The organism is Bifidobacterium sp. LH_743, assembly GCF_056355775.1.
In genome coordinates, this window is the sequence record NZ_JBKESZ010000003.1 from 101,110 (window position 1) to 119,785 (window position 18,676).

General features: G+C 60.5%; 15 protein-coding genes and 2 tRNA genes. 13 read left to right on the forward strand and 4 right to left on the reverse strand.

All coding sequences use genetic code 11. The features are described 5' to 3' along the window. Nucleotides 1-31 precede the first annotated feature (31 nt). From AC1ATL_RS05360 to AC1ATL_RS05380, 5 genes are all read left to right on the forward strand, one after another. Nucleotides 32-790 carry an amino acid ABC transporter ATP-binding protein gene (locus AC1ATL_RS05360; RefSeq protein ID WP_432623710.1) on the forward strand — a complete coding sequence of 253 codons (759 nt, stop codon included), beginning with the start codon at nucleotides 32-34 and terminating at the stop codon, nucleotides 788-790. A 67-nt stretch (nucleotides 791-857) separates the two neighbouring features. Next, entirely contained in the window at nucleotides 858-1,670 is an 813-nt protein-coding gene (locus tag AC1ATL_RS05365) for a glutamate ABC transporter substrate-binding protein (RefSeq protein ID WP_476569346.1), read from the forward strand. Then, nucleotides 1,670-2,347 carry an amino acid ABC transporter permease gene (locus AC1ATL_RS05370; RefSeq protein ID WP_476569094.1) on the forward strand — a complete coding sequence of 226 codons (678 nt, stop codon included), beginning with the start codon at nucleotides 1,670-1,672 and terminating at the stop codon, nucleotides 2,345-2,347. The genes AC1ATL_RS05365 and AC1ATL_RS05370 overlap by 1 nt, the downstream gene beginning before the upstream one ends. Before the next feature lie 6 nt (nucleotides 2,348-2,353). After that, nucleotides 2,354-3,514 carry an amino acid ABC transporter permease gene (locus AC1ATL_RS05375; RefSeq protein WP_476569096.1) on the forward strand — a complete coding sequence of 387 codons (1,161 nt, stop codon included), beginning with the start codon at nucleotides 2,354-2,356 and terminating at the stop codon, nucleotides 3,512-3,514. A 127-nt stretch (nucleotides 3,515-3,641) separates the two neighbouring features. Beyond that, on the forward strand, nucleotides 3,642-4,628 hold the full coding sequence (locus tag AC1ATL_RS05380) for a PPK2 family polyphosphate kinase (RefSeq protein WP_476569098.1): 987 nt from the start codon (nucleotides 3,642-3,644) through the stop codon (nucleotides 4,626-4,628). Here the strand turns inward: AC1ATL_RS05380 and AC1ATL_RS05385 are convergent. Next, nucleotides 4,610-7,168 carry a DEAD/DEAH box helicase gene (locus AC1ATL_RS05385; RefSeq protein ID WP_476569100.1) on the reverse strand — a complete coding sequence of 853 codons (2,559 nt, stop codon included), beginning with the start codon at nucleotides 7,166-7,168 and terminating at the stop codon, nucleotides 4,610-4,612. The two genes, AC1ATL_RS05380 and AC1ATL_RS05385, sit on opposite strands and share 19 nt — an antisense overlap. Nucleotides 7,169-7,248: 80 nt before the next feature. Between AC1ATL_RS05385 and AC1ATL_RS05390 the strand changes: the two genes are divergently transcribed. From AC1ATL_RS05390 to nhaA, 8 genes are all read left to right on the forward strand, one after another. Then, entirely contained in the window at nucleotides 7,249-8,655 is a 1,407-nt protein-coding gene (locus AC1ATL_RS05390) for a replication-associated recombination protein A (protein ID WP_476569348.1), read from the forward strand. Between the two features lie 142 nt (nucleotides 8,656-8,797). Beyond that, nucleotides 8,798-10,303, forward strand: a complete 1,506-nt coding sequence (locus AC1ATL_RS05395; RefSeq protein WP_476569102.1) for an MDR family MFS transporter — start codon at nucleotides 8,798-8,800, stop codon at nucleotides 10,301-10,303. Nucleotides 10,304-10,408: 105 nt separating this feature from the next. After that, complete coding sequence (locus tag AC1ATL_RS05400) at nucleotides 10,409-11,029, forward strand: ATP-dependent Clp protease proteolytic subunit (protein ID WP_026646427.1); 621 nt, start codon at nucleotides 10,409-10,411, stop codon at nucleotides 11,027-11,029. A 2-nt stretch (nucleotides 11,030-11,031) separates the two neighbouring features. Next, nucleotides 11,032-11,733 (forward strand): ATP-dependent Clp protease proteolytic subunit, encoded by a 702-nt coding sequence (locus AC1ATL_RS05405; protein WP_026646428.1) that lies wholly within the window; start codon nucleotides 11,032-11,034, stop codon nucleotides 11,731-11,733. A 106-nt stretch (nucleotides 11,734-11,839) separates the two neighbouring features. Continuing rightward, a complete protein-coding gene (gene clpX / locus AC1ATL_RS05410) occupies nucleotides 11,840-13,153 on the forward strand; it encodes an ATP-dependent Clp protease ATP-binding subunit ClpX (RefSeq protein WP_476569105.1) in 1,314 nt (437 codons plus the stop codon). Nucleotides 13,154-13,243: 90 nt separating this feature from the next. After that, a tRNA-Arg gene (locus AC1ATL_RS05415) sits at nucleotides 13,244-13,320 on the forward strand. Between the two features lie 41 nt (nucleotides 13,321-13,361). Next, nucleotides 13,362-13,435: transfer RNA gene (locus AC1ATL_RS05420), tRNA-Arg, on the forward strand. A 258-nt stretch (nucleotides 13,436-13,693) separates the two neighbouring features. Beyond that, the gene (gene nhaA, locus AC1ATL_RS05425; protein ID WP_476569107.1) at nucleotides 13,694-15,061 is read left to right on the forward strand and encodes a Na+/H+ antiporter NhaA; all 1,368 of its coding nucleotides are present in this window, start codon (nucleotides 13,694-13,696) and stop codon (nucleotides 15,059-15,061) included. A gap of 78 nt (nucleotides 15,062-15,139) precedes the next feature. On the opposite strand, the gene AC1ATL_RS05430 is transcribed toward nhaA, so the two are convergent. Genes AC1ATL_RS05430 through AC1ATL_RS05440 form a run of 3 tightly spaced genes read right to left on the reverse strand, consistent with a single transcriptional unit; the run spans nucleotide 15,140 to nucleotide 18,647 of the window. After that, nucleotides 15,140-15,811: an O-methyltransferase gene (locus tag AC1ATL_RS05430; protein ID WP_476569109.1), complete on the reverse strand. Its 672-nt coding sequence runs from the start codon at nucleotides 15,809-15,811 to the stop codon at nucleotides 15,140-15,142. Between the two features lie 2 nt (nucleotides 15,812-15,813). After that, complete coding sequence (locus AC1ATL_RS05435; RefSeq protein WP_432623692.1) at nucleotides 15,814-16,731, reverse strand: succinate dehydrogenase/fumarate reductase iron-sulfur subunit; 918 nt, start codon at nucleotides 16,729-16,731, stop codon at nucleotides 15,814-15,816. A 59-nt stretch (nucleotides 16,732-16,790) separates the two neighbouring features. Continuing rightward, a complete protein-coding gene (locus AC1ATL_RS05440; RefSeq protein WP_476569111.1) occupies nucleotides 16,791-18,647 on the reverse strand; it encodes an FAD-binding protein in 1,857 nt (618 codons plus the stop codon). Nucleotides 18,648-18,676: the final 29 nt, after the last annotated feature.

Consider the following 18,676-nt stretch of genomic DNA (forward strand, 5'->3'; position numbering starts at 1 on the left):
AATCAAAGAAACCGAAGCGAAGCGTTCCATCATGCCGGACGCCGGAGCGGACGACAGGCCGCTCGTCGAACTGACCCATGTCGAAAAGCATTATGGTGACCTGCATGTGCTCAAAGACATCAATCTTACCGTAAGGAAAGGCGAGGTGCTCGTCATCGTCGGTCCGTCCGGATCTGGCAAATCCACGATGTGCCGCACCATCAATCGTCTGGAGACCATCGACTCCGGAGATATCCGCATCGACGGCAAGCCGCTGCCGCAGGAAGGCAAGGAACTCGCCAGTCTGCGCGCGGAAGTGGGCATGGTGTTCCAGTCCTTCAACCTTTTCGCCAACAAGACCATTCTGGAGAATGTGACGCTGGCACCGATCAAGGTCCGTCGCATGGACAAGAAAGAGGCCGAGGACCTCGCCATGGATCTGTTGGGCCGCGTGGGTGTGGCCTCCCAGGCCAACAAGATGCCGTCGCAGCTTTCCGGCGGTCAGCAGCAGCGCGTCGCCATCGCCCGCGCCCTTGCCATGCAGCCGAAGGTCATGCTGTTCGACGAGCCGACCTCCGCCCTTGATCCGGAAATGGTCAATGAGGTGCTTGACGTCATGGTTGAGCTAGCCCATGAGGGCATGACCATGCTGTGCGTGACCCACGAGATGGGCTTCGCGCGCAAGGTGGCCGACAAGATCGTGTTCATGGCCGACGGCCAGATCCTTGAACAGAGCACGCCGGAGGAGTTCTTCGAACATCCGAAGACCGATCGTGCCAAGGACTTCCTGTCGAAGATTCTCACCCACTGACAGTGATGTGAAATACCGGCAGAAGAGGAAACCAATGAAAAAACCATTATCTATCGCGGCGAAACGCATGCTCCGCAGAGGCGTGGCGGCGCTCTGTGCATTCGCATGTGTGTTCGCCGTCTCCGCGTGCGGCGCGGATGACGCGGATGGAAGAATCCGCATCGGCATAAAATTCGACCAGCCGGGTCTGGGCTTCAAAAAGAACGGCACCTACGTCGGTTTCGATGTGGACGTGGCCAAGTACATCGCCAAGAAGCTTGGCTATTCCGAGGACCAGATCGTATGGAAGGAGGCGCCGTCCAAGCAGCGTGAGGCTATGCTGCAGAACGGCGATGTCGACTATATCGTGGCGACCTATTCCATTACTGACGAACGCAAGAAGGTCGTGTCCTTTGCAGGACCGTATTTCGTGGCGGGACAGGATCTGCTGGTCCGCAAGGATGAGAAGGGCATCGACGGTCCGGAGGATCTCAATGGCAAGCGTCTGTGCTCGGTGACGGGATCCACCTCCGCGGTGACGGTCAAGGAGAAGTTCGCCAACGAGGTGCAGCTCATGGAGCAGCCCGGTTACGCCGAATGCGCGACCGCGTTGTTCTCCGGCATCGTCGACGCGGTGACCACGGATGACATCATTCTGGCCGGTCTGGCTTCAGCGTCGCGCGGACGTCTGCGCGTGGTGGGCAAGCCGTTCACCCAGGAATACTATGGCGTCGGCATCAAGAAAGGCGATACGAAACTCGCCAAGAACATCAACAAGGCCATTTCCGAGATGATCAAGGACGGTTCCTGGAAGCGCGCCATCGCCGACAACACGAAGGGTGTCGACTACACGCCGGACGCCAAATACAATCCGCCGAAACCGAAGGAAGGGGAGAAGTGATGCAAGCGTTCATCTCGCTGTTCAGTCAATACGATGTGCCGGCCGCCTTCCTGGTGAATATCGAGCTGACCCTGTGGTCGGCCCTGTTCTCCATGATTCTCGGCGTCATCCTCGTGATGATGCGCATCTCGCCGGTCGCCTCGCTCCGCACCGTTTCCTGCGCCTACGTGGAGCTGTTCAAGAACATGCCATTGACCATCATCATGGTGTTCATGGTGCTTGGCGCCTACGCCCAGTTGAAGCTCAGCTTCTCCGACACCTTCGCCACCAACTTCTTCTGGCTGGCGGTGACTGGCCTAAGCCTGTACACTGCGGCGTTTGTGTGCGAATCGCTGCGTTCTGGCATCAACACGGTGCCGCTCGGACAGGCGGAGGCCGCCCGTGCGCTGGGACTTAACTTCATGCAGTCCGCCACCCAAATCATCCTGCCGCAGGCCTTCCGTGGATCTGTGGCGCCTTTGGGTAACACCTTGATCGCGCTGCTGAAGAACTCCACCGTCGCGGCGGCCGCGTCCGTGGCCACGGAGACGTCCTCGTTGATGAGCGAAATGATCGAATACCGTTCTGATGTGATTATCCCGATCTTCCTGATCTTTGCATTCGGCTACGTGATTCTGATCATTCCGATCGGCATGCTGACCACATACCTGTCCAACAAGCTCGCGGTGAGGAGGTGACGCGCCATGGCAAGCAATGAAAGCGCGGTGTTGTTCGACCAGCCGGGTCCGAAGGGCCGCAAGACCATCCGTATCGTCAATTGGATAGCCGGCATCGTCTTCGCGGTGGTGCTCGTGCTGATTCTCATGCGTCTGCATAATCCACCGGACGGCGAGAACCAGCTGAGCTGGGAGCTGTGGAAGCCGGCGCTTGACGCCGAGGCATGGACAGACTTCTATCTTCCGGGCCTGTGGGCGACGATCCGGGCCTCGGTGCTGGCCGTCATCGGAGCCGTGGCATTCGGTCTGCTCTTCGGCATCGGACGACTGTTGCCGAACGTGATTATCCGTGCGGTTTCCGGCGCGATCGTCGAATTCGCGCGTGCGGTTCCCGTGCTTCTGCTCATGATCTTCTTCTGGCGTTGGTTCGCTTTCGCGGGATTGCCCAGCCCGGCATACTGGGCTGTGGTGCTCGCCTTGGTGATCTACAACGGTTCCGTGGTGGCCGAACTGGTGCGTTCCGGCGTGGGCAACCTGCCGAATGGCCAGCGCGAGGCGTCGCTGGCTTTGGGATTGACCCGTACGCAGTCGTTGATTCAGGTAGAAGTGCCTCAGGCCATCTACGCCATGTTGCCGGCGGCCGTGACCCAGCTGGTCGTGGTGTTGAAGGACACCGCGCTCGGATCGATCATCATGTACACGGATCTGCTGCAGGAATCGCGTCGCCTTGGCTCGATGTACTTCAACATCCTGCAGACCCTGGTGGTGGCCGCGGTCGTATACTTCATTGTCTGCTGGCTGCTGAGTCGTCTCGCCGAATGGCTTCCGTCGCGTATGCAGCAGCATACCGCCGCGCCGGCGGAACCTGAGCCGGTTGCGCCGATCGCCATCATGGATCCGTCGAATGTGAATCAGATCGCCGTGGCAAAGGAGGGCGTGCCGCTGGGCGGCGCCCAGCGGCTGTACCATGTGCATCATCGTGGCACGAATGCGTCGATTCACCGTTGGCGTGAGACACGCTACGTCCAAGGATATGACGAGACGCATCCCGAAAGCCAGATCGAGTTCGACAAGAACGGCAAACCCATCAAGGACAATCCATTGGAGGACTTGATGAAGGAGGCTAAGAAAAAGGAGGCCGAGCACCACCAGGAGAAGGGCCAGCCAAAGACTGGTCGGAAAGCCTGACGGCTCATATGGCTTGTGACATGGCCGGTGTTTTGGAGACGCGCGCATGCGAAATCCGGAACACCGGCCATTGTCATGCTTAGGATGGAACTATCATCATGTCTGATCTCAAGCAAGGAGGCTTGAAATGGCGGATAAGAGCAAGGATCCGAAGATGACGCCGATTGCGAAGACGCTGAACAAGGTCGAGAACAGATTGGCGCAGGGAGCGAATTGCGGCTCCGTCGCCGAAGGACTGGCGAACGTGGCCAAGGCAAGTGAACTGCTGAGCTCGGTATGGACGCTGCCACCGAGCCAATTGCTGCGATTCCATCACGATGTCAATGTCGCCACTGTGGACGGTGGAGCCACACCGGGGTTCGACGGCAACAAGGAGGATGCCGAACGATTCATCGCCATCAGTTCGTCGGAAATCGCCCGCTACCAGCGGTTGATGTACGCCAACGGTGTGAAAGGCTCGCATCATCGTCTGCTGATAGTGCTGCAGGGCATGGATGCGTCAGGCAAGGGCGGCATCGTGCGCCACGTGTTCAGTCAGGGCGATCCGATGGGCATGCACTACCATGGTTTCGGCGCGCCGAAAGGCGAGGAATTGGACCATGACTATCTGTGGCGTGTCAAGCGCGAACTGCCGGCGAATGGGTGGATCTCCATCTTCGACAGGTCGCATTACGAGGACATCGTCATGCCACGCATCTACAAGACCCAGCCGGAGGAGGTCTGGCAGGCGCGGTACGACGAGATCAATCGTTTCGAATCGCAGCTGGCGTCCGATGGCTGCGCCATCATCAAGATCTTCCTCGTGGTAAGCAAGGAGGAGCAGAAGCGTCACTTCTTGAGCCGTCTTGAGGATTCGACCAAATATTGGAAGTTCGATCCGAGCGATCTTGAAGCGCGCGCACGTTGGGACGAATACATGACCGCATGGCAGGACGTGTTCCTGCGCACCAGCACGGACCAGGCGCCGTGGTATCTGGTGCCCGCGGACAACCGCTGGTACTCAAGGGCGGTCGTTTCCGAGCTGCTGCGCAACACACTCAAGAATATGAATATGATCTGGCCTCCGCTCGAAGTCGACGCCGACGAGATGCGCCGTCAGTTGGAAACCATGTAGTCGAAGAACACGACCTCGCCGCTGGACTGGGTGGCATCCAGATCGACGGTTCCGGTGATGGCCCAATCGTGGTCTCCGTCGGAATCGTCGATGATCTGCCGCACCTTCCAGGAATGCTCGCTGTCCTCCTTGCTTTCGTCGAGGATGAACAGCTCGCCGCTGCGTGCTTTGGCGTCGGTGTTGACATACTCGTGCTCGTCGTAGTAATCGTCGAGCGTGTCCTCCCATTCATGCACGCCATAACCCCAATCCTTGTCGAGCGCGCCCAATTCGTCGGGCCTATCGAGATCCATAAGCTGCACACGGCGGAACAAGGCGTTGCGTACCAGCACGGTGAGTCCGCGACGATCCTCCACCACGGACTGCCTGGTTCCGGGGGCGGCCAGATTGGCGGCTTTTTCGGAGGCGTCGGCATCAGAACCGGCGTTCTCCCACTCGTCCACCAAAGAGGAATCGATGGAACGGACCACCACTCGGAGCCATGAGATGATGTCATCCAATTGCTCGTCGCGTTTTTCCTGGGGCACGGTACGGGCCAGCGCGCGGTAGGCGTCGGACAGGTAACGTAGCAGCGTGCCTTCGGAGCGTGCGATGTTGTAGCGTGCGATGTAGCCGGTGAAATCGGAGGCGGTCTCCACCATGTCGCGCACCACCGATTTCGGGCTCAGCCAATAGTCGTTCGCCCATGGCACATCATGACGGTATTCATCGAATGCGGCCTGAAGCATGTCCTCCAGCGGTTTCGGATAGGTGATTTCCTGCAGCTTGTCCATGCGCTCGTCGTAGTCGAGGCCATCCTCCTTCATACGGATCATGGCCTCATCTCGGGCCTGCCGCTCTTGGGCGCGAAGCACCTGCTTGGGATCCTCCAACGTAGCTTCCACCATGGAGATCACATCCAGCGCGTAGGTGTCCGATTCCGGATCGAGCAGTTCCAGCGCGGCCAGCAGGAACGGGCTCAGCGGCTGGTCGAGGGCGAAATCGTCCGGAACGTCCACGGTCATGAAATAATCCTTGCCGCCGTCGTCGCGGTCTTCGGTTTCGATGACGTTCGTGTCGAACAGGGTCTGGAAGATCTCATCCGCGCGCGCGTGCAGGCGTTCCTTCTGCTCCGGGGTCTGCGCCGAATCGTCGATGAGCCGGTTGATGCGCCGTCGGGCGTCGCCGCCCTGCTCCACCTCGTTCAGCACCATGGAGTGCGTGATCTTCATATGCGGCACCAACGTTTCCGGAGCCGCGCCGATGAGTTTGTCGAACGTGTTCTCGTTCCATGTGACGAAACCTTCCGGCGCCCTCTTGCGCTTGACCTTCTTGAGTTTCTTCGGATCGTTCCCCGCCTTGGCCAAGGCCTTGGCGTTCTCGATTTCGAATTCGGGGGCCTCCGCGATGACCAGTCCCTCCGTGTCGAATCCCATACGGCCAGCGCGACCGGCGATTTGATGGAACTCGCGGGCGCGCAGCTTGCGCATCCTCGTGCCGTCGAACTTGGTCAGCGCGGTCAGCACTACGGAATGGATTGGCACGTTGATGCCGACGCCAAGCGTATCGGTGCCGCAGATCACCGGCAGCAGACCCTGCTGGGCGAGCTGCTCCACCAGACGACGGTAGCGGGGAAGCATGCCGGCGTGATGGATACCGATGCCGGTGCGCAGCAGACGTTGCAGGATCTTGCCGAACGCGGTGGTGAACTTCGTGCCTTTGATGGCTTCGGCGATCGCGGCGCGCTGTTCCTTACTGGATACGCCCGTGCTGGCCAGCGCATTGGCGGTCTCCAACGCGGCGTCCTGGGAGAAATGGACCACGTAGATCGGCGTCTCGCCCTTGCCGAACGCCAGTTCCACCGTCTTCTCCAACGGGTCCAGCGTGTACTCATAGCTCAGCGGCACCGGTCGTGGCGCATCGGCGATGATGTCCACGTCGGTGTCCGTCATGTCCTCGAGCTTGTCGGCGATCGCGTCGACATTGCCAAGCGTCGCGCTCATCAGCAGAAATTGCGTATGCGGCAGCGTGAGCAGCGGCACCTGCCACGCCCAACCGCGCTCGGGATCGCCATAATAATGGAATTCGTCCATCGCCACGCAACCGACATCGGCATGACGACCTTCGCGCAGCGCCTGGTTGGCGAGGATTTCCGCGGTGCAGCAGATGATTGGCGCGTCCGCGTTAATATGCGTGTCGCCGGTGATCATGCCGACGTTCTCACGACCGAAGACTTCGACCAAATCGAAGAACTTCTCCGATACGAGAGCCTTGATCGGCGCCGTGTAATAGGAGCGGCGCCCCGTGCACAGCGCCGCGAAATGCATACCGAGCGCCACCAAGGATTTGCCTGAGCCGGTAGGGGTGTTCAGGATGACATGGTCGCCTGCGAGCAGGTCCATGATGGCCTCCTCCTGATGAGGCCACGGTTCGACGCCTTTGACGTCCGACACCCAGGTGAAGAAGCGTTCGTATATCTCGTCCGCGTCGATGTTGCGTCCACCCTCGTCCCAGTTCGGGGCCAAAGCGCCCAGCGAGCCATAATTCGTATCGTCTGCCATGCTTGCCAGTCTACCGGTTGGGGCGAATCCTTACGTCGAACGTGTGTTCGAATCGTGTGCCGTTTTGCGGTACAGTGGGAATCATGACTGATGATTTGTTTGCCGCGATGGACGTGCCGGATGATGTGACGCGTCCGTTGGCCGTGCGGATGCGTCCGTCGAACATCGACGAAGTGCTGGGGCAGTCCCGCGTGCTGGGGGAAGGGTCTCCGTTGCGCAGGCTCGCCAATCCCGCCTCGAAGGGCTCGCTCACCGCGCCGAGCTCCGTCATTCTGTTCGGCCCTCCGGGCGTGGGCAAGACCACTCTCGCCTACATCGTCGCCAAACAGTCCGGCCGTGTGTTCGAGGAACTGTCCGCGGTCACCTCCGGCGTCAAGGACGTGCGCGACGTGCTGAAACGCGCGCATGAGCGCCTCGTCTCGGAAGGCAGGGAGACGGTGCTGTTCATCGACGAAGTGCACCGTTTCTCCAAATCCCAACAGGACGCCCTGCTGCCAAGCGTTGAGAACCGTGACGTCACCTTCATCGCCGCCACCACGGAAAATCCAAGCTTTTCCGTCATCAAACCGCTGCTCAGCCGATCCGTGGTCGTCAAACTCGAATCGCTGGAACCGGAGGATCTGAAAACCCTGATCGGACGTGCCATTGTCAGTGAGCATGGCCTTGACGGCGAGGTCGAAATCACCGATGAGGCCACTGATGAGATCGTTCGCATGGCGGGGGGCGACGCACGCAAGACGCTGACGATACTCGAAGCGGCGGCCGGAGCGCTCACCGGGGACAAAAAACGGAAGAAAGGTTCAAAACGACCTGTCATCACGCCAGACGTTGTGTCGAAGGTCATGGACGTGGCCACCGTGCGTTACGACAAGGACGGCGACGACCACTACGACGTCATCTCCGCGTTCATCAAATCCATGCGTGGCTCCGACCCGGACGCCACCATGCATTACCTGGCCCGCATGCTGCGTGCCGGCGAGGACCCGCGTTTCATCGCACGACGTATCATGATTGCCGCATCCGAGGAGGTCGGCATGGCCGCCCCGCAGGTCCTGCAGGTCACCGTCGCGGCCGCGCAGGCCGTGGCCATGATTGGCATGCCGGAAGCGCGCATCATCCTCGCCGAGGCGGCGCTCGCTGTGGCCACCGCGCCCAAATCGAACGCCAGCTACAACGCCATCAACGCGGCGCTCGCCGATGTGGACGCCGGACTCATCGGTCAGGTGCCGTTGCATCTGCGCAACGCGCCGACCGCCTTGATGAAAAGCTGGGGCAACCATGAAGGGTACCGGTACGCGCATGACTGGCCCGGAGCGGTGGCTCCACAGCAGTATATGCCCGACGAGCTGCAGGGGCGCGAGTACTACCATCCGAACGACCGCGGCTACGAGCATGAGATCAAGCCGAGATTGGAGAAGATCAGGCACATCCTGCATGAGGACGATTCGGGCGATGGATCCGTGGAACAAGGCCATGTGAGCGGTTAGCCGAATCGTTGGGATGGACTGGCGGCCGTTCTGGCGGTCAGAGGCTCGGTTAGACTGCACTATGGGTTGGCGCGTCATGCAACGTCATGCGTCGATCGCGGCATCGCACATGGCCGCAGGAAAAAGTGCGCGGAAAGAACATATGCAGGAACGTAATACAACGCTCGAAAAAACCGAATCCGACAACAAAGCAGACGAGAATGCCAATGCCGTGGACGAACGCATTCCCGGCAAACTCATCGGCGCCATTGTGGCTGTGGGGTCCCTTGCCTTCATCGGCATCCTGACCGAAACCGTGATGACGGTGCTGTTCCCACAGCTGATGCGCGAGTTCGATGTGGACACCGCCACGGTGCAGTGGATCACCACCATTTACCTGCTGACGGTGGCTGCCACCATGCCGCTGTCGTCATACCTCAACCGCCGATTCAAGCATCGGACCTTGTTCCTTGCGGCCGTCGTCCTTGCGGTGCTGGGCTCGCTGACCATGATCTTCGGTCATGCGTTCCCCGTGATTCTGATCGCCCGTATCATTCAGGGCGTCGGCTCCGGCGTGGCCACTCCGCTGATGATGAACATCATCCTCGAACAGTCGCCGCGAAGCAAAGTCGGGCGATTGATGGGCGTCGGCTCACTGGTCATCACCGTGGCTCCGGCAATCGGCCCGACCGTGGGCGGCGCGGTGTCGAGCATTCTGCCATGGCGTGCGATCTTCATCATCGTCATTCCCGTGATTCTGCTGATTTCGCTGCCTGTCGGCCTGAAATGCATCGAGCAGCACCGTCCGACGGAGGAGGCGCGCCTGAACCCGTTGCAGTTCGCGTCGATCGTGCTGGCATTGTGCGGTCTGGTGATGTTCCTGAACCAGGCCGGTGTGGCAGTGGCCGCCGCAGTGGCGGGTGGCAAGGCCACGGTTCCGGGTATCTTCGCCGCGGTCAGTCTGATTGTCGGATTGGGGTCGCTGTTCTTCTTCGGATGGTCGTCCCGTCGTTCCTTCTCTCCGCTGATTCGTTTGGGCTGGCTGCGTGACCCGATGGTTCTGCTGCATCTGATCGCCTATATGCTGCTGCCGATCGTCGGCATCGGTTTCGGTTATGTGATCACCAACCTCGCACAGCTGTCCTTGGGGACGAACGCGTTCCTTGCAGGCGCTTTGGTATTGCCCGGCGCGTTGGTCGGGGCCTTCTTCGCGCCGATAGGCGGTACGCTGTACGACCGTTTCGGACCGGTCCGTCCGATTCTGGGCGCGTTCCTCCTGGCGATCTGCGGTCCTATTCTGCTGCTGGTCTTCTCCATGCGGCTGACTCCCGCCACGCTTGCGGGCTTCTATTTCATTTTCGGACTTGGCTATTCGCTCGGCTTCTCCAACATCATGACCAATGCGCTGCGCAATATCGCACCGCAGTTCATGCCGGATGGCAATGCGGTGTTCAACACCTGTCTGCAGTTCGGTGGCGCCGCAGGAACCGCGTTGTTCTCCACTGTGTTGTCCGTGGCCCAGTCCGGGGCCGGCAAGGAGGGAAGCGTGGCATTCCGGCACGCCACGGCCGTCGGTGGCAGTTGGACGTTCGCCGTCATGATCGCACTGGTGGCCATTGCGATCTGCTGCCTGATTGTCGCCTTCCGCATGGGTGCGAAGCGCAGGTAGCCGCCTTTTCGCCGCCGGCTTCTCCACTGTAAGCGCAATCGCGTTACCCGTCGCTTCGAAGCGGTAGGCTGTGAAACTATAGAGAACACTGGAAAAGGAGACAAGGTGAGCAATCTGAGTGCACCCCTTCCCGTCATGGCTGGAGAAGACATGCCTGCGGGACCCGCCGATCCGATTTTCAACCGCCTGCTGAAGGACCGCATCATCTGGATGGGTGAGGAGGTCAAGGACGAGATGGCCAACCGCATCTGCGCGCAGATGCTGATGCTGGCCGCCGAGGATCCGAAGAAGGACATCTGGCTGTACATCAATTCCCCTGGTGGCTCCATCACCGCGGGCATGGCCATCTACGACACCATGCAGCTCATCGAACCTGACGTGGCCACCGTGGGTTTGGGCATGTGCGCCTCCATGGGCCAGTTCCTGCTGAGCTCCGGAACCAAGGGCAAGCGTTTCCTGACCTCGCATGCCCGAGTGCTGATGCACCAGCCGTCCGGCGGCATCGGCGGTACCGCCACTGACGTGCGTATCAACGCCGAGCTCATCATGGATATGAAGAAGACCATGAGCGAGCTGACCGCCGAGCAAACCGGTCATACCGTCGAGGAGATCTACCGCGACAACGAGTACGACCACTGGTTCACCGCGCAGGAAGCATTGGAATACGGTTTCGTGGACAAGCTCGTATCCACCCACGACACGATGAGCGCCAGCAAGGGAGAGTGACCATGGCAAGCGAAGAAGCACAGTTTGTAGCCCGCGCCGAGCGTCTGGCCGGACCGGCCGGCGTCGTCGGCTTCCAGGGTGCGGCGGCCCGCGAAGCGGCGTTCGCACCACAGAACCGTTATGTTCTGCCTCAGTTTGAGGAGAAGACCCCATACGGGTACAAGAGGCAGGACCCGTACACCCGGTTGTTCGAGGACCGCATCATCTTCATGGGCGTGCAGGTGGATGACACCTCCGCCGATGACATCATGGCCCAGCTGCTGGTGCTGGAAAGCCAGGATCCGAACCGTGATGTGATGATGTACATCAATTCCCCGGGCGGTTCCATGACGGCCATGACCGCCATCTACGACACCATGCAGTACATTAAGCCGGACGTGCAGACCGTATGCCTGGGGCAGGCTGCCTCCGCCGCGGCCATCCTGCTGGCCGCCGGAGCCAAGGGCAAGCGTCTGATGCTGCCGAACGCTCGCGTGCTCATCCACCAGCCGGCCATCGACCAAGGTTTCGGCAAGGCCACGGAAATCGAAATCCAGGCCAAGGAGATGCTGCGCATGCGCGAATGGCTGGAGAACACGCTGGCCAAGCACACCGGCCGTGACATTGAGAAGATCCGCAAGGACATCGAGGTGGATACCTTCCTGACGGCCCAGGAGGCCAAGGAATACGGCATCGTCGACGAGGTGCTGGAACACCGCGGCTGACGGTGCGGATGTCGAATTCGCGTCTTGACGCACAATACCCCTGCTGGGTTCCGGCAGGGGTATTGTGTTCTTTGGATGACTGTCTTATGAAACGAAGGGGTATTGAATGGGACGTGTGGTCAGCTACAACGACGCGGTGCCAAGATGCACGTTCTGTGGCAAATCCGAGAACCAGGTGCGCAAGTTGGTCACCGGGTCGGGTGCGGCCATCTGCGACGAATGCATCGGACTTTGTGTGGACATCATCTCCGAGGAGCGGGTCAAGGACGCCCGGGCCGGTGTCCTGCAGCTGCCCAAGCCAGCGCAGATCAGCGCCTATCTCGACGATTACGTCGTCGGCCAGGAATCAGCCAAAAGAACGCTTTCCGTGGCCGTGTACAACCATTACAAGCGTGTCAACATGGAGATGGGCGAATCGGCCCATTTTAGCGTGAAGTCGTCGCATACGCACGAAGATCCGCTTGCGGGTGTGCAGGTGGCCAAGTCGAACATTCTGCTGCTTGGGCCGACGGGAGTGGGCAAAACGTATCTGGCGCAGACGCTTGCCAAAGTCATGAACGTGCCGTTCGTCATAGCCGACGCCACCACACTGACGGAGGCCGGCTACGTGGGAGATGACGTCGAGACCGTGCTGCAGCGCCTCATCCAGGCCGCCGATGGCGATGTGGCCCGCGCCCAGCAGGGCATCGTGTATATAGACGAGATTGACAAAATCGCCCGTAAAAGCGGCGAGAACACGTCCATCACGCGCGATGTGTCCGGTGAAGGCGTACAGCAGGCTTTGCTCAAGATCCTGGAAGGCACCGTTGCCAACGTGCCGGTGGAGGGATCCCGCAAGCACCGCGAGATGGAGACCGTGCGGATTGACACCCGAGACATCCTTTTCATCTGCGGTGGCGCGTTCGTGGGACTTGACGACATCGTGGCGCAGCGTTTGGGTGCCCGGGAAAGCGGTTTCGGCGCATCCTGGCATGATCATGAGGTGCCGAAACGGGAATTGCTCGCGCAGGTGTCCGCCGACGATCTGGCCGATTTCGGCCTGCTTCCGGAATTCATCGGAAGATTGCCGGTGGTCAGCGTGCTGGAGGAGCTTACCGAGGACGATTTGGCGCGTATCCTCGTCGAACCGGAGAACGCGTTGGTCAAACAGTATCAGAAGCTGTTCGCGGTCGATGGCGTGAAGCTGACTTTCACCGATGTCGCGGTGCGGCAGATCGCGGCCACGTCGATTCGACGCGGAACAGGCGCGCGTGGCTTGCGTTCGATCATCGAGAAGGCGTTGGAGGATACCATGTTCCAGCTTCCCGGCATGGAAGGCGTCGCCGAGGTGGTCGTCGACGAGGCCGCCGTCAACGGCGCGGGCACACCGAAACTGCTCAAGGTGCCGACGCAGGAGATTCCTCGTCTGAGAGAGGCATGATTCCGTTGAAATCCGCCGCGACACGCCGAGATTTTGTTTGAAGCTCGTTTGGGTGTATCTTATTCGAGTTGCCGGAAACAAGGCAACGTTGCGCGAGTAGCCCAGCGGATTAGAGCAGCTGACTACGGATCAGCAGGTCGCAGGTTCGAATCCTGTCTCGCGCACCAGCCACCAGTCATCAGGTGGCTTTAGAAAATGAGATGACGTTGCGCGAGTAGCCCAGCGGATTAGAGCAGCTGACTACGGATCAGCAGGTCGCAGGTTCGAATCCTGTCTCGCGCACAAGAACCTCCTTCGCGAATGCGGGGGAGGCTTTCTTTTTCTCCAATGGGTTTTCTGCCCATACCATCTTGAAGCCGCTCCGGAATCGTTCCGGATTGTGGGAACGTCTTATGACGAGAGCGGACATATGCCGGAGCGATTGCGCGCACAGATGAGCGTGGATGAGGGTCCGGGGCCAAACACCAGACCCTCCGATACACTGGATAATGCGATTTTTCCACGGACATCGCGGTCGGACGGGGCCGCAAGACAAGGAGCATGATGGCCACATCGAAGAGGGGAATCTGGACAACCATCCGACGCATAGCCGCGTCCGACCGTATATCCGGTCTGATCATGCTTGGCTTCGCTCTTGCCGGTCTTCTACTGGCCAATCTTCCCTTCACGGCGCATGCGTTCGAGCAGCTTGAGAACTTCCGTATAGCCATTCCCCACACCAATATCGACATGGGATTGGGACACTGGGTGCAGGATGGTCTGCTGACGGTGTTCTTCCTGACAGTGGGACTGGAGTTGAAGCAGGAACTCACCACGGGATCACTGTCCAATCCCAAGGCCGCCGCGGTGCCGATGCTGTGCGCCGTGGGAGGCATGCTGGTGCCGCCGGCGCTGTTCATCGGCGTGATCTCGCTGTTCTCCGCGGCGGGAGCCGGTCGCCTGACGATAGCGTCGGGCGAGGTGTTCTCCTTCGCGCAGATGTCCCATGGATGGGCGGTGCCTACGGCCACGGATATCGCGTTCTCGCTGGCTGTGCTGGCCTTGTTCGCCAAAGCGCTGCCGGGCTCCATCCGTGCGTTCCTGATGACGTTAGCCACGGTGGATGATCTGCTGGCCATCATCCTGATCGCGGTGTTCTTCTCGTCGGTGAACGCGTGGTATTGGTTCCTCGGCATCGCCGTATGCGCGGTCGTCTGGTATTTCCTGGTTCGCATGCGCAGGGTGCCATGGCTTGCGGTGGCCATTGTCGGTGTACTGGCATGGGTCATGATGTTCGAGGCTGGCGTTCACCCCACCCTGGCGGGCGTGCTGGTCGGCCTGCTTACTCCCGCGCATGAGCGCTTCGGTGAGAAGACCCCGCGGGCGGAACGCTATGCGGACAAGCTGCAGCCGTTCTCCGCGTTGCTTGCGCTGCCGATCTTCGCGTTGTTCGCCACCGGTGTGCATTTCGAATCGTTGACGTTCGCATTGTTCGTCTCGCCTGTGGTTGTCGCTGTGATGGTGGCGTTGGTCGTTGGCAAGCCTTTGGGCATCATGGCCACGGCATGGCTGTCCACGCATGTGGGAGGCCTCAAAATGGCCAAGGGGCTGCGCGTTCGTGACATGTTCCCCGCGGCCTGCGCATGCGGTATCGGCTTCACGGTATCGTTCCTCATCGCTTCTCTTGCGTATCAGGACGCCGAACTGTCCGCCGAGGCCAGATTCGGCGTGTTGGTCGGATCCATGATCGCGGCAGTGGTTTCCGGCATACTGCTGAGCCGCCAATCCAAGCGGTTCGAATCGTCGGCTCAGCAGGAGCACAAGCACCATACCGGTGATGAGGATGCTGCCAACGAAGTTGAAACGGTGCTGGAGGATGGCACGGTCGTGGTCAGCCAGACTATCGGCGCCAAGACGAAACGACAGTAGACAAAGATAGGGCCCGCACATGCCAACACATGTACGGGCCCCATTCATACCTAAGGAATCAGAGAGGATATGACGGCGTCAGTCCTTGACCGCGATTAGCAGACCGGTGCCGGTCGGTGTCAATGCGGTGGTGAACCTCTCATCGGATTCCACGGTTTCCAGCAGCTCCCGCATCGCGATGGACTTGGCGTCACGGTTGGCGGGATTCAGTACGCCGCCGGCGGAGGTGGCCGCATCGAAAGCGAGCACATCGGTGAACACGATTGCGGCATGCGGTTTCAGCAGACGTGGCGCCTGCGCGAAAGCGGCTGCGTAATTCTCGGGATCGCCGGCGACGACGATCAGATCGTAATTTTCGGCATTGAGACGGGGAAGGAACACGCCTGCGGACGCATTGACGGCGCGTAGCGTGGTTTCGGTCTCGTCGGATAGCCGATTGAACAGCTTTCGAATCAGGGAGATGCCCTGCGCGGAGGAATCGACGGCGGTGAGTTGCCCTGTGCCGTCGAGGCCGTTGATCAATTGCATCGTCTCCACCACGGAACCGGTGCCGATGGCGATCACCGAGGAGGCGTTCAGCATCCGCACCAGCATGCGCAGGAGCTCAGCTTGTGCGGCCGATCCCTGGGGAATGCCGTTCTCCTCGGCTGCGGTCCTGATGGCGTTCAATTCGGCTGACTGGCGTGAGAACGCATGATCCTCGACATACTCCCACGATTTCGCGAGATTGGTGTATGACGTTCTGTCCATGTTCAGCGCTCCTTGATTTGGGCGATCAGCTGCCAGATCTCCTCGCCGACGTCGATGCCGCGCGGGCATTCACGCGAGCAGGCGCGTACCGACTGGCATGCCGCGATGCCATCGGCCGAATCGATGGCATCCATGCGAGCGGCCGTCTGCGTGTCACGTGAGTCGTTGATGAAACGGGACGCCGCGATAAGCGCCGCGGGGCCGATGAACGCCTCGCCGCCCGCGTATACGGGGCAGCTGCCTTCGCAGGTTCCGCAGGCGATGCAGTTGCTCAGCAACTCGTATTTGGCCAGTTGCTGAGGATTCTGCAGATATTCGAACGCGTTGATCTTGCCGTCCTCGGTGGTGGCGAGCTCGCCATTGGCCTGCAGATATGGCTTGAGCTTTCTGATCTGATCGAGCATCTGGTCGATGTCGGCGACCAGATCGCGCTGCACGGGGAACCCGGGCAGCGCGGCGAGCTCGATGACACCCAAATCGTCGCCGTCCTGTGCGGAAGCGGGCTGTGAGCCATCGCCGGTATGGCGGAATCCCTCATCATCCACCTGTGTGCCGGTCGGTTTGGCCCAATCCCTCACCATGGCCGTGCAGAGCAACGTCGGTGTGCCGTTGATGGCCACCGCGTCGGATCCGCACATGCCATGTCCGCACGAATAACGGAAGGCGAGCGTCGGATCGATGGTGCGTTTGATCGTCAACAGGCAATCGAGCACGGTGTCCTCCGGACGAACGGACAACGTGTACTCCTGCACCCATTGCTTTCCACGGGGACGTCTACGCGCGGATGCGCCGGAATCGCCAAACGGAGAGCTCTTTCTGGCGAAAGGCGAGCCTCCTCGCTCACGGCCTCGTTCGGGACGTGGCGCGAACCTGTTCACCCGCAACGTCACCGTGTTCATGCCGTTCTCCTTGCCGTTCATGTACCTGCCTTTCGTTGAAAAACCGTCAACCAGTCTGCCATACGCCGTGCCCAGAGGCATCAGTATTCACGGGCTTTCGGAGGCATATCCACGATATGCACCGGCTGCCAGGAGACCTGTCCGGTGACGTCCGTCATGGAGTGGGCCAGGAAATGCTCGTCGTCGCGCTCGGGAAAGTCGAGACGTTTCAATGAGCCTCGGGATTCGTGACGTGCGTCGGATGCGGCAAGCACTGCCTTGCCGAGTTCGATCAGATGGCGCACCTCCCAGATGGCGGTGATCTCCTGATTGAATGCGGGGGAGTCGGAATGCGCGTGCAGCGCTTCGGCGCGCGGCGCAAGATCGTCATCCAACGTGCGCAACGCCTGTTCGATGCTGTGCTGGTCGCAACGCACGGCGACGGCCCGTTCCATGACGGAACCCAAGTCGGCCAGCAATTGGTAAGGATTGTCCTGGAAGGCCTCGTCATCCTCCGGCAGTTGCGCCAACAGATCCTTGACCTGTGCCGAACGTTCGTCGGCCGCCTGCCGGACCCTGTCGGTGCCGGTCTCGCCGAATGGTTCGGCAGTCGGATCGTTCACCGGATCATCGGCGACTCGCTGGGCCAGAGCCTTGCCTGAACGGGTGCCGAACAGGCACGCGTCCAACAGGGAGTTGCCGCCCAGACGGTTCGCGCCGTGCACCGATACGCAGGAGCATTCGCCGGCTGCGAACAGACCATCTACGATGACGCGTCCGCCGTCGATCCAGCGATAGACCTCACCGTCGGTGGTGATTGGAATGCCGCCCATCGTATAATGCGCGGTCGGTTTGACGGGAACATAGTCGTGTGCGGGATCGAGGTTGGCGTACTCTTCGATGGTCTCCACCACCTGCGGCAGAACCTTGCGCATATGGTCCGCGTCGATGCCCGTCATATCCAGCCAGACGCAATCCTTCGGGCCTTCCGGATCCTTTGGATCGGCGACTCCTCGCCCGGCATCGATCTCGGCCATGATGGAGCGGCTCACCACATCACGTGCGGCCAGATCCGCATGTCCCGGAGCATACCGTTCCATGAATGCCTCTCCATTGGCGTTGCGTAGCACGCCGCCTTCCGCACGTGCCGCCTCCGACAGCAGAATGCCGGTATGGGCAAGGCCGGTCGGATGGAACTGCACGAATTCGCCGTCCTCCAGCTGCAGGCCTGCGGATAGGGCCAAAGCCATGCCGTCACCGGTCAGATCCCAGGAGTTCGACGTGGTGTGGAACAGACGTCCCGCGCCACCGGTGGCCACCAGCACATTGCGTGCGTGGATGGCATGCGTTTTGCTCTTATGCGCGTCGAATGCCACCACGCCCTCGACCTTGGAACGGTCCTCGGACACCACCAGATCGGTCACGTACCATTCCTCGGCGAATTCGACGCCTTCGGCGACGCACTGCTGCCAAAGCGAAAACAGGATCTGATGTCCGATACGGTCGGCCGCATACGCGGCGCGACGGACCGGCTCCTTGCCGAAATCCCTGGTATGCCCGCCGAACCGACGTTGGGCGATGTGTCCATCCTCGGTACGTGAGAAGGCAACGCCGGCATGCTCCAGCGCGATCACCGTAGCCGGGGCCTCCTGGGCGAGCAGCTTCGCCGCGTCCTGGTCGACAAGCCAATCGCCGCCCTTGACGGTGTCGTAGTAATGCCAGTGCCAATCGTCCTTCTCCACATTGCCGAGGCTGGCGGCGATGCCTCCCTCCGCGGACCCGGTATGGGAACGTAACGGCTGCAGCTTTGAAATCACCAGAACGTTCGGCTCGATGCCGGATGCCCTCATTTGGCGCATCCGCTCGCTGCGGAGCATCCCCAACGCCGCGGAAAGGCCTGCCGCGCCAGCGCCGACGATCACTGCATCATACATATCTTCAACATGCTTCGGACTCATACCACTGATTTTCGCACAAGGTATGACTT